Here is a 21682-nt window from a genome sequence, read left to right as displayed (position 1 = left end):
CGCTGCTTGAGGGCAATGTTGTCGCCCTACCGCGTCGCTGCTTGAGGGCTGGTGTCTCGCCCTTCCGCTTCGCGGCTTCAGGGCAGGCGCGCCTTTGCCTCAACGCACGCCGAAGGTCCAGCCCTCGGTTCGCGCGATTTGCGGTGTGAGGTCTGCGGGAGACCACAGCGCCTCATCGTCGGCGACGGTTCGCAGCCAAGCGGCCGTCAGAAGCGCGTCGGTCGCGTGATCGTCCACTGGGCCAAACTTGTCTAGCGTCGGAGTGCCGAGGGTCTCCAGCGCCGCATCGAGTTCCTCGTAGCTGCGTATCTTGCTGCGGCTGGCGTTACGCCCAGCCGCCATCGCGGCGAGCGCGGTGTAAATCTCGACCACGACGGAACCGGTATGGGGCAGCGGGTCGATCGGCCAGACGGGTAACGCGCCGTCCAGCGCGTGAAGCACCCGCATGCCCGTGAGGCTCGATTTGCCGACCTGCGCCGCACCGACCAGATTGAAGTTCGAATAGGGCTTGCATCCCATCGCTTCCTGCGCGCGTTCGGTGACCCGAAAGCGCCCGCGGCCGCCGCCGAAGGCATCGCCTTCACGCCCGCCATGGCGACGGAAGTGGCGCAAGGCCACCGGGTGATCGACAAAGCTGGTGGCGGTGAAATGGTCGTCGGCGACGGAGATTTCCTCGATCAGCGCCCAGAGCGATTTCGCATCTTCGGGGCTCCGCTCCCAACCTGGGAAATATGCCCCCTGATCGGCGAAGGGCAGAGCAATGCCGAGATCGAGGCCCACCAACGCATTATCAGGCAACTCATCGCGCAGCACGGCAAGCACTTCGCCGCGTGTCCACCCCCGCTCCCGCTCGACAAGCGTCGGTGGTCCGCCATCGGCATGCGCCACCGCGACGGTTATCGCCTTGTGTCGCTCCCCTCGCGCGCCGGACCAGTCCACCGCCACGAACCATTCGAATTGCCTAGGCGCCACGCTCGCCCCTCAGCTTCGCCCAATAGTCGAGTCGTTCGCGCACCTTGCGCTCGAACCCGCGCTCGACTGGCTCGTAGAAGGTCTGAGGCTCCATCGCGTCCGGCCAGTAATCGTCGCCGGAGAAGCCCTCCTCGGCGTTGTGATCGTATCTGTAGCCTTCGCCGTAGCCGATATCCTTCATGAGCTTGGTCGGCGCGTTCACGATATTCATCGGCGGCATCAGGCTGCCCGTTTCCTTCGCGCTGCGGAGTGCGGCCTTCTGCGCCTTGTAAACCGCGTTCGATTTGGGCGCGGTGGCGAGGTAGATGCAGGCCTGCACCAGCGCGAGCTCGCCCTCCGGACTGCCGAGAAATTGGTAAGCGTCCTTCGCCGCAACGCATTGGGGAAGGGCGGCCGGGTCGGCCATGCCGATATCCTCCACCGCCATCCGAACAAGCCGCCGGGCGAGAAACAGCGGCTCCTCGCCTGCCACCGTCATCCGCGCCAGATAGTAGAGCGCCGCTTGCGGGTCCGACCCGCGGACTGCCTTGTGGAGCGCGGAAATGAGATTGTAGTGCCCCTCGCGATCCTTGTCATAGACGGCGACGCGGCGCTGGAGAAACTGGCCGAGTGCGGCGGGATCGAGCGAAGCGTCGATATTGGCGGCGTACAGCGTTTCGGCCTGATTGAGCAGGAACCGCCCGTCGCCATCGGCGCTCGCGATCAGCGCGTCGCGCGCTGCAGGCGTGACGGGCAGCGGGCCTTCGAGCGTCTCCGCTCGGCCCAGCAGTCTGCCCAGTGCTTCGGCATCGAGGCGGTGCAGGATCAGCACCTGCGCGCGGCTGAGCAGGGCGGCATTTAATTCGAAACTTGGATTTTCTGTTGTTGCACCGACCAGCGTCACGACGCCGCGCTCCACGAATGGCAGAAAGCCATCCTGCTGGGCGCGATTGAAGCGATGAATCTCGTCAACGAAAAGCAGTGTGCGCTGGCCTGCTTGTTTCGCCTTGCCAGCGGCTGCGAAAGCCTTCTTGAGATCCGCGACACCCGAGAAGACCGCGCTGACCGCTTCGTAGCGCATGCCGACTTCCGTGGCGAGCAGGCGGGCGATGCTCGTCTTGCCGGTGCCTGGCGGACCCCACAGCACCATGCTCGACAGACGACCTGCAGCAACCATCCTGCCGATCGCGCCTTCCGGCCCGGTCAAATGCTCCTGCCCGATGACTTCGGCAAGCGAGCGCGGGCGAAGCCGGTCCGCCAGCGGCGCGTCCTCGGCGGGCTCGTCCGGCGAGGCGGATTGCGGCGGATCGTCGGCGAATAGGTCTGCCATGTCGCTGCAATGTAGTGCGTCTTAAGAGCAGATATAGCCAGGCGAGTGAATTTTGCCCGACCTCTTGTAACGATAGGTCTAAGATATATCTTAGCGGTGGGACGATGCAGGAGTTTCGCCATGGCGAGGAAATCAGAAGGCCGCGCCGGTAAGCGCAAAACCACCAAAGCCGCCAAGCCGCGCAAGGCCACGATGCGCCGCACCGCGCGTGAGGAAGAAGTGGTCGAACCCGAACCCATCGAAGGCGAGATGGACGACCATCCCGAGGGCGAGGATTTCGACGTGAATGTCGATATCGAGGTGGAGTTCGACGACGATGACGACGATCGCGGTCGCCGCCGTGATTATCGCGCGGACAATTTTTTCGGCGCGGATGGGCCGTTCGGCGCCAACGGCCCGTTCGGCGCGCAGGGGCCGTTCGGTCCCGACGGACCCTTCGGTGCCGGCGGCCTCTTCGGTCCGGGTGGATTGTTCGGACAGAACCGCAAGCGCAACCGTCGTTCCGCAAGCCGCGCGATGCGCCCGGCGCGTCGTGGCCGCATGTTCGGCCCTGGAGAGCTGCGGCTGGTGATGCTGGCCATGTTCGCCGAGGAGCCGCGCCACGGCTACGAATTCATCAAGGCGCTGGAGGAGATGACCGACGGGGCCTATTCGCCATCTCCCGGCATCGTCTATCCGACGTTACAGATGCTGAGCGACGAAGGGCTGATCGAAGAGCGCGAGAGCGAGGACGCGCGCAAGCTTTACCAGGCGACCGAAGCGGGCATGGCCGAACTGGAAGACCGTGCCGACGAGATCGAGGCGCTGTTCGAACGGCTCGGCCGCAAGGCGGAGCGCGCGAAGCCCAAAGGCTCGCCCGACCTGTTCCGCTCGCTCGGCAATCTCGCCGCCGTCATCTCGAACAAGGCGAAGCACGGCGGCCTCAACAAGATGGACAGTGACCAGGTGGTCGACCTGATCGACGATCTCGCCCGCAAGATCGAGCGGCTTTGACCTTCCACTGATCCATGATAGCTTCTCCTCCGGGTCGCTCTCGGGGGAGGAGCATCACTATGGACAACACCGCATCGCGCCCGGCCACGCCGTTGCATCTATGGGCCGTCGCGCTCGTATCGCTGCTTTGGCATGCAGGCGGGGCGCTCGACTACACCATGACGCAAACGCGCAACATGGACTATCTCCAGCAGGCGGCGGACGGCGCTGGCGTGCCATTGCAGGTCATACTCGACTATTACACGACGTTCCCGGTCTGGGCCGATGCCGCATGGGCGTTCGGCGTGTGGGGCGCGCTGGCCGGTTCGATCCTGCTGCTGCTGCGCAGTCGTTTCGCGCTCTACGGCTTCTACCTTTCGCTCTTGGGGCTTATCGCTTCGACGATCCACCAGCTGACCGCGGACCTGCCGCCGGAACTCAACTCGCCCTTCACCTGGGCTTTCACCGCCGCGATCGTGATCGTGCTCGTCGCGCTCATCATCTACACTAGGCGGATGACGGAGCGAGGGGTGTTGCGCTGATCGCGCCGCGTTCGGAGACGAGCCGGAGGTAGGTGTCGGCGACCACGCTGTTGATCGCGTCCCAGCTATACTCCCGGCTGCGCTTCTCTCCGGCGCGACCGTGGGCCTCCCGCAGCGCGGGGTCGCGGATATACGCCTCCACCACATCGGCGAATCCCGCCGCATCGCCCGGCGTCACCAGCCGCCCTGTCACGCCGTCCGCCACAAGGCTGGTCGAGCCGGTGGCGCGGGCGGCGATGACGGGGATGCCGCTCGCCATCGCTTCCAGCGTCACATTGCCGAACGTCTCGGTGACAGACGGGTTGAGCAGCATGTCCATGCTCGCAACCGCGCGGCCGAGATCGGCACCGCCCTGGAAGCCGACGAACACCGCTTCCGGGCAGTTCTCCGCGAAGACACCGCGCGCCGGGCCTTCGCCCACCACCAGCACGCGGTGGGGCACATCGCGGCGGCGTAGCTCTTCCATCGTCTCGGCGAACACGTCGAGTCCCTTTTCCAGCACCAACCGCCCCAGGAAGCCGACCGCCACCTCGTCCTCGCCGATGCCGTGCTTCGCACGCCAGGCGAGATCGCGGCGGGAGGGGTCGAAGATGTCGCGGTCCACTCCGCGTGCCCAGATCGCGATGTCGTCGCCCATGCCCTGTTCGCGCAGCACCTCCGCCATGCTCTCTGACGGGGCGAGCAGCGCATCGGCGCGGTTGTAGAAGCGGCGCAGGATGGCGACGGCGAGCGGTTCCAGGAAGGCCATCTTGTAGTAGCGCGGATAGGTCTCGAACCGCGTGTGCACGCTGGAGAGGATAGGGAGGCCGCGCTTCATCGCCCAGCGGGTTGCGGCGTGGCCGGTCGGATCGGGAGAGGAGACGTGGACCACATTGGGGCGGAAGGCGGCGAGGTCCGCCTTCACGCCGCCATCGAAGCCGAGCGGTATGCGGTATTCGCCGCGCCCCGGGATCGGAACGTTCGGCACGCCGACGAGGTCGCCCTGCGGTTCGAAGGCCGGTTCCTCCACTTTGGGCGAGTAGACCCGCACGCTCGCCCCCTGCCGCAGCAGGTACTCTGTCAGCCGGTTGAGCGCCTGGTTCGCGCCGTCGCGCACGTAGTTGTAGTTGCCGCTGAACAGGGCCACGCGAAGGTCGGTCACATCCATCGCCTGCCCCTCTAGGCGAGCGCGCCGCGCTTGGCGAGGGGCGCGGTGAAGGGGAGAGGGTGTGACAGGTGGCACAGTGTCCAGGAGCAAAAAGCCGGATCTGTAACCCGGCGGGTGCAGAACCGTCACCTTGCGTGGCGAAGGTGTGACCTTCGACTCCGAATTCGTGTCGTTTTTCCAGAAAAGCGTCACCCGGCACCCTCCCGGATGTGTGACCCTGCGCGGGCCGAATTGTCACCCTGTCGTGGGCGAAGTGTAACCCGGCACGTCCGGGACGGCTCGGCGGAGGTGCGATGCGGCATCATCATGCGTGGCAGTCAGCATGCTCGCGCCGCTGTAGGAAAGCCGTTTGACATATAATCAGAGTAGTAATAACTGGCATGGACATAAGAGAAAGCGAGTCGATGACCGAAGTCGAATTCCTTCAGAGCTACGACCCGGCAGCGTTCCCACGCGTTGCCGTTGCCGTCGATGTCGTGCTGCTCAGCGTCGTCGAGGGAAAGCTCGTTGCCCTGCTGCAAAACCGCGAAGAGCAACCCGCCAAAGGCAAATGGGCGCTCCCCGGCGGTTTCGTGCGCGAAGGGGAAGGGCTGGACGATGCCGCCACACGTGTGCTTGCCGCGAAGGCGCATCTCGAACGCGTATGGCTCGAACAGCTCTACACCTTCGGCGCGCCGGACCGCGATCCGCGCATGCGTGTCGTCACCGTCGCCTATTTCGCCCTGCTGCCTGAACGCGTGGCGCGCGAAGCTGTCGAGGCCAATGACGGACTGATGCTCGCGGAAACGGATGCCTTGCCGCCGCTTGCCTTCGACCACGCCGACATCCTCACCACAGCTATCGCCCGGCTGCGCGGCAAGCTCGATTATGTGCCGCTGGTCTTCGCCCTGCTGCCGCGCAAATTCACCCTGCGCGAATTGCAGCACGCGCATGAAGCGATCCTTGGCAAGACATTTGCGAAGCCCGCCTTTCGCCGCCGCATGCTCGACCAGGGATGGATCGCGCCGACCGGCGAATTCGAAACCGGCACACCCTATCGCCCGGCGGAACTCTACCGCCGCAAACCCGGCACCGCGCCGGACAAAGACTGAAGGAGGTCAATCATGGCGAATATCACGACTTACGGACCGCTTGCGCTTCTCCGCGCCGATCCCAGCCAGCACGTGTTGCGCTTCGCCAAGGGCAAGCTGCGCGCAAGCGGCCGCGGCCTCGTCTTCTGGTTCGCGCCAGCGACGGCCAGCCTCGCCGAAGTGCCGCTGGACGACCGCGAGATGACCTTCTTCACGAAGGGCCGCAGCGCCGATTTCCAGGATGTGAGCGTGCAGGGCATGATCGGCTGGCACGTCGCCGCGCCCGAACAGGCGGCGGATCGCATCGATTTCACCATCGATCCGAGGACCGGCAAGTGGAATGCGCGGCCCGTTGAAAGCATCGAAACCCGCATCAGCGGCATCGCCGGGCAGGCGGCGCTCGAATATCTCGCCACTGCGCCAGTGCGCGCCCTGCTCGATGCAGGCGTCGATCCCTTGCGCGATGTGATCGGTGCGGCGCTGGCGGACAATCCGGGCCTTGCCCAGATCGGCGTCGAGGTGGTGAGCGTCCGGCTTGCCAATCTCGCCCCGACCAGCGAGCTGGAGCGGGCGCTGCAGACCCCGACTTTCGAGGCGCTGCAGCAAAAGGCCGACGAGGCGACGTTCGCCCGCCGCGCGCTCGCGGTGGAGAAGGAACGCGCCATTGCCGAGAACGAGCTCGCCACCAAGGTGGAGCTGGCCAAGCGGCAGAAGGTGCTGATCGCCGAGGAAGCCGACAATGCCCGGGCCGAAGCCCGAGGCGAGGCCGAAGCGGCGATGATCGCTGCCGAAGGTGACGCCGCGCGAATCCGCGAGGTGGAGATGGCCAAGGCCGAGGCCGAGCAGGCGCACATGGCGGTCTATCGCGACCTGCCGCCGCAGGTTCTGCTGGGGCTGGCCGCGCGCGAATTCGCCGCCAAGGTCGAAGGGATCGAGCAGCTGAATATCGCGCCCGACATGCTTGCCGAAATGGCGCGCGTGTTCGCCGGGGCGAGGGCGGCTCCCGCTCCCATCGCTCCTCCGGTCGAAGGCTGAGGCGATGGGCGCGCTGCCCCCTCGAGCGGTCTTCGTGACGAGGCCGACCGAATATGAAAGCCTGATCGCGCGGCACGCAACGCGCGATCAGGCGCGTTTCTTCCTTCAGCAGCGTGGGCAGGATCTGGCCGAAGTCGAGGCGCGGCACGAGCGGCAGGAGGCGGCGCTGTCGGCAGCGCATGCCGCCTTGCCCGACGAATGGCGTCACGCCGACGTGCCGCGCGCCGATCTCGATCGCTTCCTCTTCACGCCGGAAGACGTGATCGTCGCCGTGGGACAGGACGGGCTGGTGCCCAATGTCGCCAAATATCTGGACGGGCAGAAGGTGATCGGCGTCAATCCCGATCCGGATCGCTATGACGGTGTGCTCGTGCGGTTCCGCGCGCAGCAGCTGGCGAGCCTCTACATTCGCGCCTGGCATGGCGATGCCGAGGTGGAGCGGCGGACGATGGCCGAAGGGCGGCTCGACAATGGCGATCGGCTGGTGGCGCTGAACGAGCTTTTCATCGGCCACCGCACGCACCAGTCCGCGCGCTACCTGATCGAGGATGGCGCGGCTCGCGAGGAGCAGAGCAGCAGCGGGCTGATCGTCGCCACCGGCACCGGGGCGACCGGCTGGGCGCGCTCTATCATGATTGCGACTGGGGCCGCTGTGGAACTTGCACCCACGCAGACCGCGCTCGGCTGGTTCGTGCGCGAACCCTTTCCCAGCGTCTCCACCGGTATCGCGATGAAGCACGGCACGCTGGGCGGGAAGCCGCTGACGCTCACGAGCCGGATGAACGATGGCGGCGTCGTGTTTGCCGACGGGATGGAGGCTGATTTCCTCAATTTCGGCTGGGGCCGTCGGCTGGAGGTCGGCGTCGCGAAGGAGCGGCTGCATCTTGTCACCAGCTGATCGGCGCGCTTAAGGCCGCGTGTATGGGGATCACCGCAATCACCGGCGCGATGGCGCTCGCCTTTGCGGCGATCCATATTTTCGTCGGGCGGTTGCATTTTCTCTCGGTCACGCCGCGTAGCCGGTGGCTGAGTTTCGCGGGCGGGGTGGCGGTCGGCTACATCTTTCTCCACGTCCTGCCCGAGCTTGCAGCGCATCAGCGTGAATTCGCCGAGGAAATGGGCGTCGACCGGATCACGGCGGAAAGCGTGGTCTACTCGCTCGCGCTGGCGGGGCTGGCGACATTCTACGGGCTGGAGCGGCTGGTGCAGCGCGGCGGAGAGGCTGGCGACGCGAAGCGAATGCAGCGACACGTGCTCTATCTCCACACCGTCAGCTATGGCGCGCTCAACCTGCTGATCGGCTATCTGCTGTTACAGGGCGAAGAGGAGGGCGCGTGGGGCCTCGCGCTCTATTTCACCGCGATGAGCCTGCATTTCGTCACCGCCGATTTCGGCATGCGGGAGGACAATCGCGCGGCCTATGACAGGATCGGGCGATGGATCATCACCGCCTGCGTGATCGCCGGGTGGCTGCTCGGCCTCGTGCTAGACCTGTCCAAGACGCTGATCGGCTGCCTGTTCGCCTTCCTGGCGGGCGGCATTGTGCTGAACGTGCTGAAGGAGGAATTGCCCGAAGAACGCCAGAGCGCCTTCCTGCCATTCCTTTTCGGCACGCTGCTCTACGCCGCGCTCGTCATCGCCGAGCGACACGGCGTCTAACCACGATCAGTCCTTGCCGGAACGCTTTGCGCGCTTGCGCTCATGCGGGTCGAGATGGACCTTGCGCAGGCGGATGCTTTCGGGCGTGACCTCCACGATCTCGTCATCGCCGATATAGGCGATCGCCTGTTCCAGCGTCATCTTGCGCGGCGGAGTGAGGCGGATGCCTTCGTCCTTGCCGCTGGCGCGGAAGTTGGTGAGCTGCTTCGACTTGAGCGGATTGACTTCGAGGTCGTCGGGCTTGGCGTTCTCGCCGATGATCATGCCCTGATACAGCTTTTCGCCCGGCCCGATGAACAGCGTGCCGCGTTCCTCCAGCATGTTGAGTGCGTAGGCCATCGCCTCGCCCTGCTCCATGGAGATGAGCACGCCGTTCTGCCGCCCTTCGATCTTGCCCTTGTATGGGCCGTAGCTGTCGAACAGGCGGTTCATGATGCCCGTGCCGCGCGTGTCGGACAGGAATTCCCCGTGATAGCCGATGAGGCCGCGGCTGGGCGCGGTAAAGGTCAGCCGGGTCTTGCCGCCGCCCGAGGGGCGCATGTCGGTCATTTCCGCTTTGCGCTGCGCCATCTTCTCGACGACGGTGCCCGAAAATTCGTCATCCACATCGACGACGACGGTCTCGTACGGCTCCATCCGCTCGCCATTCTCCTCCTTGTGGAGAACGCGCGGACGGCTGATGGACAGCTCGAAACCTTCGCGGCGCATGGTCTCGATCAGCACGCCGAGCTGCAATTCGCCGCGGCCCGCCACTTCGAAGGCGTCCTTGCCGGCGGCTTCGGTGATACGGATGGCCACGTTGCCCTCGGCTTCGCGATCCAGCCGATCGCGGATCACACGGCTCTGCACCTTGTCGCCCTCGCGGCCCGCATAGGGGCTGTCATTGACGGAGAAGGTCATGGAGAGCGTGGGCGGATCGATCGGCTGGGCGTGGATAGGCGCGGTGACATGCGGCGCGCACAGCGTGTTGGAAACGGTCGCTTCGGTCAGGCCCGCAATCGCCACGATGTCGCCCGCCTTGGCGTGCAGCACCGGCTCGCGCTCCAGCCCGTTATAGGCGAAGACCTTGGTGGCGCGGCCCGCTTCGACGCGATTGCCGTTCACGTCCAGCGCGTGGATCGGCATGCCGACCTCCAGCCGCCCGCTTTCGATCCGGCCCGTCAGGATGCGGCCCAGGAAGGCGTCGCGATCGAGCAGCGTTGCCAGCATGGCAAAGTCGCCGTCCTCGTCGAGATCGGGGGCTGGCACGTGGTTCACGATGAGGTTGAACAGCGGCAGCAGGTCGCCCTCGCGCGCTTCTGCGTCTTCGCTGGCATAGCCCGAGCGGCCCGAGGCGTAGAGCACGGGGAAATCGAGCTGCTCGTCATTCGCATCGAGATTGACGAACAGGTCGAACACTTCGTCCAGCACTTCGGAAGCGCGGGCATCGTGGCGGTCGATCTTGTTGACGACGACGATGGGCTTGAGGCCGAGGCCCAATGCCTTGCCGGTCACGAATTTGGTCTGCGGCATCGGCCCTTCGGCGGCGTCCACCAGCAGGATGACGCCGTCGACCATCGACAGGATACGCTCCACCTCTGCGCCGAAATCGGCGTGGCCGGGTGTGTCGACGATGTTGATGCGATAGGTCTGCTGGCCGCCCTCTGGCTTCCACTCCACGCTGGTCGGCTTGGCGAGGATGGTGATCCCGCGCTCCTGCTCCAGCTCGTTGGAATCCATGGCGCGCTCTTCCACGCGCTGGTTCTCCCGGAACGTGCCGGACTGGCGGAAGAGCTGGTCGACAAGCGTGGTCTTGCCATGGTCGACGTGGGCGATGATCGCCACGTTGCGTAGGGGCGCGGACATTTCGTATTTTCCTGTGTCGGGGCAGGCGGCGAAAATGCTGCACCTGCGAATTGGCGCGCCTCTAGCCGAGGACGCGCGCCCCCGCAAGGCGTGTGCGGTATGCAGCCTCGCCTTCCCTATAGGTGAGACGTCTCCTTGTTGCGATAATGTTACAGTGTGCGCCACTTGCCCACAGCGGTGGAATCCGGCGATTGTGCGCCGTGCGCCTCGCGCGTATTGGCGAAAATTGACGTAACAGTCGCCGAGGGGCCTCCGGGACGATTGCCAAGAATGGCAGCACCGCCCGACCCGAGGGAGAGATGGAGATTTCGATGAAGAATGTTCGTGCCGGCACTGCCGGTCTTTCGCGCAATTTCATGTGCGGCGTGGCCGCGGCCGCCTTGCTGGTTCCCGGCGTGGCGATGGCGCAGGACGAGGCCGATACCGGCCAGGACGTATTCCCCGACGAAGGCGGTGAAGACAGCAATCAGGGCAACGAGATTATCGTTACCGCCACCAAGCGTGAAGCCACGCTGCAGGAAATTCCCGTCGCCGTGTCCGTGACCGGCGCCGAAACGCTCGAGCGTGACCAGATCCGCGACATCAACGATCTGCAGACGGTCGTCCCCTCGCTGACGGTTGGCCAGCGCCAGTCCTCGGCCAATACCGGCTTCTTCATTCGCGGCTTCGGCAACGGCGCGAACAATGCGGGCATCGAGCCTTCGGTCGGCGTATTCATCGACGGCGTCTATCGCAGCCGCACCGCCTCCTCCATTTCCGATCTGCCCGAAGTGCAGCGTATCGAAGTGCTGCGCGGACCGCAGTCGACGCTGTTCGGCAAGAACGCATCGGCGGGCGTCATCTCGGTCGTCACCGAGGAACCGCAATTCGATTTCGGCGGCAGCGCAGAGCTGACCTACGGCAATTTCGACGCGCTCGTCGCGCGCGCCTACGTCACCGGACCGCTGGCCGACACCGTGGCGGTGAGCATCGCCGGTGGCCTGAACGAGCGTGACGGCTTCTTCGAAGACCTCAACACCGGCAGCACCGTCAACAATCGCGATCGCTGGTTCGTTCGCGGCCAGGCGCTGATCGACAACGGCACCGATCTCAGCCTGCGCATCATTGCCGATTACGACAGCATCGATGAAATCTGTTGCGGCGTCGTCAACGCGCAGAGCGGCCCCGCCACCGGCGCGGTGCTGGCCGTGGGCGGCCAGGTCACCGACCCGAACGATCCCTTCGCGGATGTCGTGTTCAACAATTTCGACTCCATCAACGACATCGTCAATCACGGCATTTCCGGCCAGATCGATTACGATATCGGCGACTGGACGCTGACCTCGATCACCGCCAGCCGCACGACGGAATCGGTGACCGAACAGGATTCCGACTTCTCCAGCGCGGACCTGATCTTCCCGAACTCGCAGGATCTGCGGATCGACACCTTCACTCAGGAATTCCGCATCGCCGGAACCGTGTTGGATCGCGTCGATGTGCTGCTCGGCTTCTTCTACCTCAATGAAGATGTCGAACAGTCCAACCAGCTGCTCTATGGCGAGGACTTCCGCAATTACGCCAACCTCGTCGTCGCCAGCCAGTCCGGCGGCGCGTTCTCGCTGTTCCCGTCGCCGGCAGCGCCCGGTGCGGTGCCGCTGGAACAGGTTTTCAGCGCCTCCTTCGGCCAGAATTTCGTCGGCACCTTCTTCAATCAGGGGCAGGGCTTCACCGAAGCCTACACCCTCGATTCCGAGGCGTATTCGTTCTTCGGCCAGCTCGATTTCGAGATCTTCGACGGTCTCGTGCTGACGCTGGGCGGCAATTACACCGACGACACGAAGGTGTTCACGCAGGACGCCGTGTCGACCGACGTGTTCTCCTCGATCGATTTCGATGCGCCGCAGCTCGCCCCGTTCCGCGGGCAGGTGCTGACGCAGGGCGCGATCGCGCAGACCGTGGGTGACATCCTCATGCTCGGCCGCGCGGCGACCGCAGCCGAGGTGGGCGCCTTCGCCGCCGGCAACCCGACCGCCTTCGGCCAGGTTCAGGCCGGTGCCGTCGCTTTCGCCAATGCGAATGTGAACAATCCGCTGGCGAACCCGCTCAACCCGCTGCGCGCGCTGCAATTCCTGCCGCCCTTCCTCGGCGTTCCGAACGAAGTGGAAGACGGCCGGACCAATGACGACAATTTCAGCTACACCGCGCGCCTCGCCTATGACGTGACGCCGGACGTGAACATCTATGCGTCCTACGCCACCGGCTTCAAGGCGAGCTCGATCAACCTGTCGCGCGACGCACGTCCGTTCCCCGGCGATCGCGATGCGATCATCGCTGCGGGGCTGGACCTGCCGAACCTGACCTTCGGTTCGCGCTTCGCCGGGCCTGAGGAATCGACTGTGATCGAAGGTGGCATCAAGGCCAATTTCGACTTCTTCTCAGCCAATCTGACCGTGTTCGACCAGGAGATCGAGGGCTTCCAGTCCAACATCTTTACCGGCTCGGGCTTCGTGCTCGCCAATGCCGGTAGCCAGTCGACCTTCGGCGTCGAGTTCGAAAGCACTTTCTTCCCGACCGACGGGCTGACGCTGAACGGCGCGGTGACCTATCTCGACCCGCTTTACGACAGCTTCGTGCAGTCGGCGCAGGGCGATATCTCGGGCACCCGTCCGGCGGGCATCCCCGAATGGACGGTGATCGTTGGCGGCCAGTACGAATTCGATCTCGGTTTCGGCCTGCTGATCCCGCGTGCGAACTACCTCTGGTCGTCCGACACGCAGCTGGTCGAAGGCCTGCCCGCCTTCGCGGTGCGCGGACCGGATGGCACGATCGTCGACGGTGGACCGGCGCTCGCCGCCGCAGCCCCGTTCAGTCGCCAGGTGGACGATCTGACCGCGTCGCTGAGCCTCGAATTCAACAACGGCCTGATCCTGCAGGCCTGGGGCCGCAACCTGCTCGACGATCGCTATTTCGGTACGATCTTCGACAGCCCGGCCCAGCCGCGCAGCGTTTCGGCCTATCCGAACGCCCCGCGCACCTATGGCGGCACGGTTCGCTTCCGCTGGTAAGCGCGATCCACGAAATAATGGGAGGGGAAGGGGGGCTTCGGCCCCCCTTTTTCGTGGCGCGCTTCGGCTGTGGAAATGGCGCTTGCGAAGCGCACGGGTTTGTGGTGCTTTGTCTGTCCCAACAGGGTTCGGGATGAAGGGGACAATACATGAACTACGCTGGTTTCTGGATACGCGTCGCAGCGTATCTGATCGATGGCATCCTGCTGCTCATTCTGCAGGTGCTGATCGGTTCGATCTTCGGTTTCAGCATGGGCGCGATGACAGGGCTCGATCCGATCGCGGCCGAAGCGATGGCGGCGAGCGGTGGTGGCATCTTCACGCTGGTCATGACGCTGATCGGCGTCGTTTATTTCGTCGTGCTCGAAAGCAGCAATTGGCAGGCGACGCTCGGCAAGAAGGCCGTCGGCATCGTCGTCACCGACACGAACGGGCAGCGGATCAGCTGGCTGCGCGCACTTGGCCGCTATTTCGCCAAGATTCTTTCTGCGCTGATTTTGCTGATCGGCTTCATCATGGTCGCCTTCACCGACAAGAAGCAGGGTCTGCACGACCTCATCTGCTCCACGCTGGTGGTGAAGGGGCAGCCCGGCACCCACGGCACCGAAGGCGTGTTCGACTGACAATCGCTTTGCGATGACGGAAGGAGAGGGGCCGCGCGGTCCCTCTCTTTTGAGCGACTGGGAAAGGGTGAGCAGGGGGGACGGACGATGGAATGGATGCTGCTGCCATTCAAACGCTATGCCGATTTCAAGGGCCGCTCGCGGCGCAAGGAATTCTGGATGTTCCAGCTGTTCTACTGGATCGTCGTCATCGCGCTGCTGGCAATCATGTTCGCCGGGCTCCCATGGGAGACCTTCGGAGATGATTATGACGGCGGCCAGGGCTCGTCCCCGGATTTCGGCTTCACGTTCATCGTCGGCGCGACATTGCTCGGTCTGTGGTATCTCGGCACATTCATCCCGCAGCTCGCGGTGACGGTACGCCGCCTGCACGATCGCGGGCTGTCTGGCTGGTGGTATGCGGGGCTGCTAATCGCGGGCTTCGTGCCGCTCATCAATCTGCTCGTCCTGCCCGGCTACCTCATACTGCTCGTCGTTCTTATCCTGCCCGGCGAAGAGAAGCCGAATCGCTGGGGAGAGGATCCCAAGGATCCCCACCATGCCGAGGTTTTCGCCTGACGGAGCCGCTAGAGCGAGCGCAATGTCTGCGCGGGCCGGGCGCGTAGCAGCGGTAGCGATGCGCCGAGCGCGAATGCGAGCACCAGCACCAGACCGCCGCCGAGAACGGCGAGGATCTCGCCCCAGTCGGGCAGCCAGTCGAATTCGAAAAGCTGGGTGACGATCAGCCAGGCGAGCCCCGATCCCAGCGCCAGCGCAACGCCCGCCAGCGATGCGGCAAGCAGGCCGAATTCCGCAAATTGCAGCGCGAGAAGCTGGCGGCGGCTAGCGCCCAGCACGCGCAGGATCACCGTGTCGTAAATGCGCGCGGCGCGCGCCGCCGCGATTGCACCCAGCAGCACGGCAATGCCCGCCAGCACTGCAACCGATGCGGCGGCGAGAATGGCGAGCGAGACCTGGTCGAGGATCGCCCGCGCTTCGGTCAGCAACGGTCCGACCTCGATCACGCTCGATGCCGGGAAGGCGCGCACAAGGTCGCGCAACAGCCCGCCTGCCTGCGTGCCGTCGGGCAGGGAGATCGTCGCGGCGAGATTGTGCGGCGTGTCCTCCAGCGTGGCGGGTGAGAAGATGTAGACGTTGTTGAAGCCGAGGCTTTCCCAGTCGATCCGCCGCAGGCTGGCGACGCGCGCGGTGCGCTGCACGCCGAGGATCGAGAACGTCATCTCGTTGCCCACCTCTATGCCCGCCGCCATGGCAAGGTCCTGATCGATGGAGACGAGGTTCTCGCTCTCGCCATCGTCCCACCATTCGCCGTCGACCACCACATTGCCGTCCGGCAAGTCCGCGGCGTAGGTCAGCCCGCGTTCGCCGCGAAGGCCCCATGCGCCATCGGGCGTCTCTTCCAGGTCCGCGACCACGATCTGGTCGCCTGGCGCGCCGTATGAGACGACCGAGCCACGCATGGTCGGCACCGCCTCCACCGCCGCATCGTCCGAGACATCGGCGACCGTGGCGTAGAACTGCTCCAGCCCGTCCTTCGGGATATCGAGCACGAAATAGTCGGGCGCGCGCTCCGGAACGGAACGCTGGATATTGCCGTCGAGCGAGGACTGCACGGCGGCCAGCAGCACGAATGCCGCCAGCCCGAAGCCGAGCGCGGTGACAAGCGATCCCGTTGCGGCGCCCGGCCGGTGCAGATTGGCGAGTGCGGCGCGGGTAATCGGATTGGACGGGCGCGGCGCGCAAGCGGCTCCGGCGCGGATCGCGCGGCCGAGCAGGGCAAGCAGGCCCAGCACGAGCGCCGCTCCGACAAGAAAGCCTGCCGAAAGCAGCGGCTGCGGCGAAAAGGCGATGGAAAGCACGGCGATACCGGCAAGGCCGATGCCCACCGGCAGGGCGGCTTCGCGCCATTGCCGGGCGAGCGGCGAGACCCGCGCCCGCATAAGCGCCATCGCCGGAAAGGTCTTGGCGCGCGCGAGCGGCGGTGCGGCAAAGACGAGCGCGACCAGCAGGCCGAAAAGCAGCGCGCGCATCAAAGCCCACGGATCGAAGACGAAATCGCTGGTGACCGGAAGCAGCGAGCCGAGCGCGCTCGCGAGCAGTGGCGTCACCAGCACGCCCGCCAGCAATCCGGCCAGCGAGCCGACCAATGCGGCGGCACCGACTTCCAGCGCGTAGATGCGGGCGATGTCGCGCGATGTCGCGCCGAGGATCTTGAGCGTAGCGATCGAATTGCGCCGCGCCTCGAGATAGGAATTGACGCCGCCGCCAATCCCGATCCCGGCGATCACCAGCGCGGCAAGGCCCACCAGCGTGAGAAATTCGCCCATCCGGCTGACGAACCGCTCCGCGCCGGGCGACGCGCGGTCGGCAGTGCGAGTGTCGAATGGCGTGCCCGGAAACGCCTCTGCCAGCGCTTCCTCCACCTCTTCGGCATTGTAAGCGCCATCGAAGGCAAGGCGCGTCTTGCTTTCATACATGGCGCCGGGCGCGGTCAGTCCAGCCGTTTCGGGCAGATCGTAGGCGACGATGATCGTCTGGCCGAGTGCGAAGCCTTCGCTGAGGCGGTCGGGCTCCTCCTCGATGATCCCGGCGACGCTCACATCCGCCGTGCCGATCGTGATCGTATCGCCGACGGCGACGTCCAGCCGCTCCGCCGCGCCGGGCGCGAGGTAAGCGTCATTGCCGGATGGCGCGCCGCTTTCCCCGGCATCGCGCAGCAGCAGCGTGCCATACATCGGGTAATTGTCGGAAACGGCCTTCAGCTCCACCGGGACGGCCACCTCTTCCGTCGTCGCCATCGCCTGCAGGCGGTAGCCGGGCGAAAGCGTGCCATATCGCGAAAGAAACGCCTGCTCTTCCTCGGACAGCGCGCGCTGCCACAACTCGACTTCCAGATCGCCGCCAAGCAGCGCCTGGCCCTGCGAATCCAGTTCGCCCTGAATGGCCGAGGTCAGCGAGCCGATCGCGGCAAGCGCGCCCACGCCGAGAAACAGGCAGACCAGCAGCAGTCTCAGGCCGCGAAACCCGCTGGACAGGTCGCGCCGTGCAATGCCCCAGGCGCGCGCCCAGTTCATCGCTCTCCCCTTCCGCTTGCGGGAGGGGCCGGGGGTGGGCGTGTTTCTGGATGGCGCGCCGGCGGACTGGCCCACCCCGCTGCGACTAGGCACCGCTTCGCGGCACCAAGTCTCGCTGCCCCTCCCGCGGGTGCGAGGGGATGGGATACAGGATCAGGCACCGGTGTCGCTTGCGATGACGCCGTCACCCATAGTGACGACCCGGTCGCATCGTTCGGCGAGCGCGGGGTCATGGGTGATGATGATCAGCGTCGCGCCGGTTTCCTCGCGGCGGCGGAACAGCACTTCGATCACGCTTTCGCCGGTGCTGGCATCGAGATTGCCGGTCGGCTCGTCGGCGAAGATCAGCGGCGGGCGAGAGGCGATGGCGCGGGCGATGGCGACGCGCTGCTGCTCTCCGCCCGAAAGCTGCGCCGGATAGTGCGTCAGGCGATGGCCTAGCCCGACCGCTTCCAGCTCGGCTGCGGCGCGCGGCCAGGGATCGTCAATTGCCGCCAGTTCCAGCGGGGTGGCGACGTTCTCGGTCGCGGTCATGGTCGGCAGCAGATGGAACGCCTGCAACACGATGCCGATGCGGCCGCGCCGGGCGCGCGCCAGGTCATCCTCGCTCAGTGCCGTGAAATCTTCGCCGGCGACGGTCAGGCTGCCCGATGTCGCGCGTTCGAGGCCGGACAGCACCGACATGAGCGAGCTCTTGCCGCTGCCCGACGGGCCGAGCAGAGCCAGCGTCTCGCCGTGCATGACGTCGAGATCGATCCCGCGAAGGATTTCCACCGCCGCCTCGCCCTCGCCAAGCGTCAGGCGCAGGTCGCGTGCCCGGATGACGGGCTCTGCAGTGTCGGAGGATGCGGGCTGGATAGGGGAAAGGCTTGTCACCCGCGCCCGATGGCATAGCTAGGGGGCATGAACAAGCCAAACCAAAGCCCGTGGGCGGCGCGCATCGCCGCTTCGTCGATAGCCCTGGCGCTGGCCGCCTGCGGTGCCGAAGCGCCGCCGCCCGCCGCCCCGGCAGAGGCCGATGCGCCGGTATCGGAAGAATTGCCGATCATGGGGCCGGAGCGGGTGATCCTCGGCTTCGGCGACAGCCTGATGGCAGGCTATCAGCTGGGCGAGGACGAAGGCTATCCCGAAGTGCTGGAGGATGTGCTGCGGGCGCGCGGCGTGAATGCGCGCGTGGTGGATGCAGGCGTTTCCGGCGACACGACGGCGGCTGGGCTGCAGCGTATCGAATATGTGCTCGACAATCTGGAGGAGACGCCCGATCTCGCGATCGTCGAGCTTGGCGGAAACGACCTGCTGCGCGGCCTATCGCCCGATGAGACTCGATCCAATCTCGGCAAGATCATCGCCGCGCTGAAAAGCCGTGATATCCCCGTCCTGCTAATGGGCATGCGTGCACCGCCAAATTACGGGCCGGAATTCCAGAGCGGCTTCGACGGGCTCTATCGCGATCTGGCAAAGGAATACGACACCGCGCTGGTGCCGTTCTTCATGGCCCCGCTCGTCACCGATCCCAGCCTGCTGATGGACGACCGCGTCCACCCGACAGCCGAAGGCGTGCGCGAAATGGTCGCAGCGACGGTGGACCAGGTGGCGGAGGCCTTGCCCGAGGAGGAGTAGGTCGAAAACCGCTCCTCTCCGGAGGAGGGGTGAGTCACATCCGCACCGCCGCGCCATCGGCAACATGCCAGACGGCGGCTTCCTGCAGGATATCGTCGAACGGGGCCGCCTCGGTGCCCGTGAGCCAGACCTGCGTCCCGCTATCACGCAGTCGTTCTAACAGCGCCTCGCGCCGCACCGGATCGAGATGCGCGGCGACTTCGTCCAGCAGCAACAGGCTGGCCCGGCCGCGCGCGGCAAGGGCCGCATGGGCGAGGGTGATGGCGATCAGCATCGCTTTCTGTTCGCCGGTCGAACATTCGGCGGCGGGCATGTCCTTGCTGTCCATCTTCACGTCCAGCTCATCGCGATGCGGGCCGGTGAGCGTGCGCTGGGCCGCGCGGTCGCGGGGGCGCTGCTCTGCCAGCTGGGCGGCGAAGTCGTCCTCGCCAAGCGCGCCGCCGGGCCGGTAGGAAAGGGCGGGGCGCGCAAAAGGCTCCGTCGGCAGCGCGGCGAGTTCCTGCGAAAGCGCGCCGACCAGCCGCGCGCGGCCCTGCGCCAGCGCCGCACCCGCCGCGGCCATTTGCATCTCTATGGAATCGAGCCAGGCGGGATCGGGCGATTGCTCGTCCGACAACAGCTTGTTGCGCTCGCGCAGCGCCGTTTCGTAGCGGCTGGCATGACGGGCATGGGCGGGGTCGATGGCCACCGCCAGCCTGTCCATGTAGCGTCGCCTCGTGCCTGCGCTCTCGGCGAACAGGCGGTCCATCGCCGGGGTAAGCCAGCCGATGGCCAGCCATTCGCCAAGGCCGACCGCGCTCGCTTCCGCCCCATTCACCTGCACCACGCGCCGACCGGGACGCTGCGCGTGCATGCCGGTGCCAAGCTTGACCGGCTCACCCCCGTCATCGGGCTGGAGCATTGCGTTGACGCCGAAGCCGCCTTCTCCGCTCTGCCCGGCCATATCGGCAAGCGCCGCGCGGCGCAGTCCGCGGCCCGGAGCGAAGAGCGACAGCGCTTCGAGCACATTGGTCTTCCCCGCGCCGTTTTCGCCCACCAGCAGATTGAGCGCACGCGCCCCGTCGAGCCGGGTTTCGACGTGGTTGCGAAAGCTGGAAAGGGTGATCCGGTCGAGCGCCATGGCCGGGCCGATGCCTAAGCGAGCGGCAATTGCGGCGCCACCGGAATTTCACCGATCCAACAGTTAGTAAAATTTCCCAACCCTTGGTTTGCCATCATCGCCAATCTGTCTGTCGCCTGAACGAGAATGGCAGAAATCTCCCGTTTTTCGCAATTGGCACACCCCCTGCATCAGTCGGGGTGTGGGACAAAACAATTCGTAAAACCCACCAATGAGGAGATTAGACATGACCAAGACCAGTGATTTCGCCAGCAAGATGTTCGCCGCAATCGGTGCCATGACCATCACCGCCACGCTCTTCGTGAGCAGCTTTGCGAACCCCAATGCCACCACCGTTCTCGGCGTGCTCGCCTGACCCCGACGCGCCAAACCGACAGGAGACTGACATGAATACCAATTCCCCGCTTTTCGGCCGCCTCTTTGCCGCTTTCGGCGCCGTGGCCATGACCGCCACGCTGCTCATCAGCAGCTTCTCCAATCCGACCGCGACGACGATCGCCGGAGTGCTGGCATGAACGACCTGAAAGGCCCCAACAAATCTCCGGCCGAATTTCGCCTGGCGACGCATGACGCCAAGCTGGCCGGAGTGTGCGGCGGGATCGCCAACTATTTCGGTATCGACCCGCTCATTGTCAGGCTGATCTTCGCCGTCGGCGCGATTGCTGGCTTCGGCAGCTTCATCCTGCTTTATTTGATCGTGTGGCTGGTCGCGAAATGATCGCAGACCAGCTTCACTTTCCGCCGAAGGGCGAGAAGTCGGTGTCGGTGTCGAACACCTCGACCCCCTCGCGCCGCTTGAGGAAACCGACCACCTGATACGTAACCGGGGTGAGGAGCGCTTCCCACCCCGTCTTGATGAGCCATTGCGACAGCACGACCTGCCACAATTGCTCGATCGGCCATCCGGCTAGGCCATAGAAGGCGAGTGGATAGAAGATCAGGCTGTCGATCCCCTGGCCGACCACGGTCGAACCGATGGTCCGGCTCCACAGCATCCTTCCGTCCGTCCACACCTTCATCTTCGCCATGACGATCGAATTGGCGAATTCTCCCGCCCAGAAAGCGACGATGCTGGCGAGCACGATGCGCCAGCTGTTTCCGAACACGAATTCATAGGCTTCCTGTCCCGGCCAGCCCTCCGCAGGCGGTAGTGCGACGACCACCCAGGCCATCAGCGCCATGAAGATGAGCGCGGCGAAGCCCGTCCAGATCACCCGGCGCGCATTGGCGTAGCCGTAGACCTCGGTCAGCACGTCGCCGATGATGTAGCTGATGGGGAAGAACAGCACGCCCGCGCCGAACGCCCACTCGCTGCCGTCAGGCAGGCGGACATAGCTCGGCTTCGCCGCGCCGATCACATTGCTCAGCAACAGGATCGCGACGAAGGCGGCCATGATGTAGGGAAAATAGCGAAATCCCGCCCCTGCGGCTTCGCTGCCTGCGATCTTGCGTGTCTCGCCGTCCATTACCGATGCCTATCGGCATTTGCGCGAAACGCAAAGATCGCTATCTGCCGCCATCACGCGCCCATAGCTCAGCTGGATAGAGCACGGGTCTTCTAAACCTGAGGCCGGAGGTTCGAATCCTCCTGGGCGCGCCAAAGGGAAGGATATGCCACCGGCATGTCCTTCCCTTTGGTTTGTCATTCTG

21 protein-coding genes and 1 tRNA gene are annotated in these 21682 nt (G+C 65.3%); 14 read left to right on the top strand and 8 right to left on the bottom strand.

Annotated elements, in window-relative coordinates:
• Positions 1 to 99 precede the first annotated feature (99 nt).
• Positions 100 to 972 (bottom strand): hypothetical protein, encoded by an 873-nt coding sequence (locus D6201_RS06015; RefSeq protein ID WP_120047986.1) that lies wholly within the window; start codon positions 970 to 972, stop codon positions 100 to 102.
• The gene (locus D6201_RS06010; RefSeq protein WP_120047985.1) at positions 962 to 2281 is read right to left on the bottom strand and encodes a replication-associated recombination protein A; all 1320 of its coding nucleotides are present in this window, start codon (positions 2279 to 2281) and stop codon (positions 962 to 964) included. Before D6201_RS06010 ends, D6201_RS06015 begins: the two co-directional genes overlap by 11 nt.
• Before the next feature lie 120 nt (positions 2282 to 2401).
• Between D6201_RS06010 and D6201_RS13160 the strand changes: the two genes are divergently transcribed.
• Positions 2402 to 3274 (top strand): PadR family transcriptional regulator, encoded by an 873-nt coding sequence (locus D6201_RS13160; RefSeq protein ID WP_277949485.1) that lies wholly within the window; start codon positions 2402 to 2404, stop codon positions 3272 to 3274.
• 59 nt (positions 3275 to 3333) lie between these two features.
• Positions 3334 to 3795: a hypothetical protein gene (locus tag D6201_RS06000; protein WP_120047984.1), complete on the top strand. Its 462-nt coding sequence runs from the start codon at positions 3334 to 3336 to the stop codon at positions 3793 to 3795.
• Here D6201_RS06000 and D6201_RS05995 read toward each other — a convergent pair.
• A complete protein-coding gene (locus D6201_RS05995; RefSeq protein WP_120047983.1) occupies positions 3761 to 4942 on the bottom strand; it encodes a glycosyltransferase family 4 protein in 1182 nt (393 codons plus the stop codon). The genes D6201_RS06000 and D6201_RS05995 overlap by 35 nt on opposite strands.
• A gap of 404 nt (positions 4943 to 5346) precedes the next feature.
• Between D6201_RS05995 and D6201_RS05990 the strand changes: the two genes are divergently transcribed.
• From D6201_RS05990 to D6201_RS05975, 4 genes are read left to right on the top strand one after another with little or no spacing between them, the layout of a single operon-like run.
• Positions 5347 to 6033 (top strand): NUDIX hydrolase, encoded by a 687-nt coding sequence (locus D6201_RS05990; protein WP_120049235.1) that lies wholly within the window; start codon positions 5347 to 5349, stop codon positions 6031 to 6033.
• Positions 6034 to 6045: 12 nt separating this feature from the next.
• Positions 6046 to 7047 carry an SPFH domain-containing protein gene (locus D6201_RS05985; RefSeq protein ID WP_120047982.1) on the top strand — a complete coding sequence of 334 codons (1002 nt, stop codon included), beginning with the start codon at positions 6046 to 6048 and terminating at the stop codon, positions 7045 to 7047.
• A 4-nt stretch (positions 7048 to 7051) separates the two neighbouring features.
• Complete coding sequence (locus D6201_RS05980) at positions 7052 to 7945, top strand: NAD(+)/NADH kinase (protein WP_120047981.1); 894 nt, start codon at positions 7052 to 7054, stop codon at positions 7943 to 7945.
• Positions 7946 to 7968: 23 nt separating this feature from the next.
• On the top strand, positions 7969 to 8706 hold the full coding sequence (locus D6201_RS05975) for a hypothetical protein (RefSeq protein WP_120047980.1): 738 nt from the start codon (positions 7969 to 7971) through the stop codon (positions 8704 to 8706).
• 6 nt (positions 8707 to 8712) lie between these two features.
• Here D6201_RS05975 and typA read toward each other — a convergent pair whose 3' ends face one another.
• Positions 8713 to 10551, bottom strand: coding sequence for a translational GTPase TypA (gene typA, locus D6201_RS05970; protein WP_120047979.1), 1839 nt, complete (start codon positions 10549 to 10551; stop codon positions 8713 to 8715).
• A 311-nt stretch (positions 10552 to 10862) separates the two neighbouring features.
• On the opposite strand from typA, the gene D6201_RS05965 reads away from it, so the two are divergent.
• The 3 genes from D6201_RS05965 (at position 10863) to D6201_RS05955 (ending at position 14776) form a co-directional block, all read left to right on the top strand.
• Entirely contained in the window at positions 10863 to 13595 is a 2733-nt protein-coding gene (locus D6201_RS05965; RefSeq protein ID WP_242447449.1) for a TonB-dependent receptor, read from the top strand.
• 149 nt (positions 13596 to 13744) lie between these two features.
• On the top strand, positions 13745 to 14218 hold the full coding sequence (locus tag D6201_RS05960; RefSeq protein ID WP_120047978.1) for an RDD family protein: 474 nt from the start codon (positions 13745 to 13747) through the stop codon (positions 14216 to 14218).
• Positions 14219 to 14305: 87 nt separating this feature from the next.
• Positions 14306 to 14776 (top strand): DUF805 domain-containing protein, encoded by a 471-nt coding sequence (locus D6201_RS05955; protein WP_120047977.1) that lies wholly within the window; start codon positions 14306 to 14308, stop codon positions 14774 to 14776.
• A gap of 8 nt (positions 14777 to 14784) precedes the next feature.
• On the opposite strand, the gene D6201_RS05950 is transcribed toward D6201_RS05955, so the two are convergent.
• Positions 14785 to 17292 (bottom strand): ABC transporter permease, encoded by a 2508-nt coding sequence (locus D6201_RS05950; RefSeq protein WP_120047976.1) that lies wholly within the window; start codon positions 17290 to 17292, stop codon positions 14785 to 14787.
• 153 nt (positions 17293 to 17445) lie between these two features.
• Positions 17446 to 18168 carry an ABC transporter ATP-binding protein gene (locus D6201_RS05945; protein ID WP_120047975.1) on the bottom strand — a complete coding sequence of 241 codons (723 nt, stop codon included), beginning with the start codon at positions 18166 to 18168 and terminating at the stop codon, positions 17446 to 17448.
• A 27-nt stretch (positions 18169 to 18195) separates the two neighbouring features.
• Here D6201_RS05945 and D6201_RS05940 point away from each other — a divergent pair, with 27 nt between their 5' ends.
• Positions 18196 to 18912, top strand: a complete 717-nt coding sequence (locus tag D6201_RS05940) for an arylesterase (protein ID WP_120047974.1) — start codon at positions 18196 to 18198, stop codon at positions 18910 to 18912.
• A gap of 34 nt (positions 18913 to 18946) precedes the next feature.
• Here the strand turns inward: D6201_RS05940 and recF are convergent, their stop codons facing one another.
• A complete protein-coding gene (gene recF, locus D6201_RS05935; RefSeq protein WP_120047973.1) occupies positions 18947 to 20032 on the bottom strand; it encodes a DNA replication/repair protein RecF in 1086 nt (361 codons plus the stop codon).
• Positions 20033 to 20258: 226 nt separating this feature from the next.
• Here recF and D6201_RS13155 point away from each other — a divergent pair, with 226 nt between their 5' ends.
• Genes D6201_RS13155 through D6201_RS05930 form a run of 3 tightly spaced genes read left to right on the top strand, consistent with a single transcriptional unit; the run spans position 20259 to position 20750 of the window.
• Positions 20259 to 20387: a hypothetical protein gene (locus tag D6201_RS13155; protein WP_277949484.1), complete on the top strand. Its 129-nt coding sequence runs from the start codon at positions 20259 to 20261 to the stop codon at positions 20385 to 20387.
• Between the two features lie 31 nt (positions 20388 to 20418).
• Positions 20419 to 20547 carry a hypothetical protein gene (locus tag D6201_RS13150; RefSeq protein WP_277949483.1) on the top strand — a complete coding sequence of 43 codons (129 nt, stop codon included), beginning with the start codon at positions 20419 to 20421 and terminating at the stop codon, positions 20545 to 20547.
• Positions 20544 to 20750 carry a PspC domain-containing protein gene (locus D6201_RS05930; protein WP_120047972.1) on the top strand — a complete coding sequence of 69 codons (207 nt, stop codon included), beginning with the start codon at positions 20544 to 20546 and terminating at the stop codon, positions 20748 to 20750. Before D6201_RS13150 ends, D6201_RS05930 begins: the two co-directional genes overlap by 4 nt.
• A 13-nt stretch (positions 20751 to 20763) precedes the next feature.
• Here D6201_RS05930 and D6201_RS05925 read toward each other — a convergent pair whose 3' ends face one another.
• Positions 20764 to 21498, bottom strand: coding sequence for a queuosine precursor transporter (locus D6201_RS05925; RefSeq protein WP_120047971.1), 735 nt, complete (start codon positions 21496 to 21498; stop codon positions 20764 to 20766).
• A gap of 57 nt (positions 21499 to 21555) precedes the next feature.
• On the opposite strand from D6201_RS05925, the gene D6201_RS05920 reads away from it, so the two are divergent.
• Positions 21556 to 21632: transfer RNA gene (locus D6201_RS05920), tRNA-Arg, on the top strand.
• The last annotated feature ends 50 nt before the right edge of the window (positions 21633 to 21682 follow it).

Source organism: Aurantiacibacter aquimixticola, assembly GCF_003605475.1.
Lineage (GTDB): Bacteria > Pseudomonadota > Alphaproteobacteria > Sphingomonadales > Sphingomonadaceae > Alteraurantiacibacter > Alteraurantiacibacter aquimixticola_B.
The sequence above is the reverse complement of the archived record's forward strand: the minus strand, read 5'-3'. Positions and strand labels throughout refer to the sequence as shown.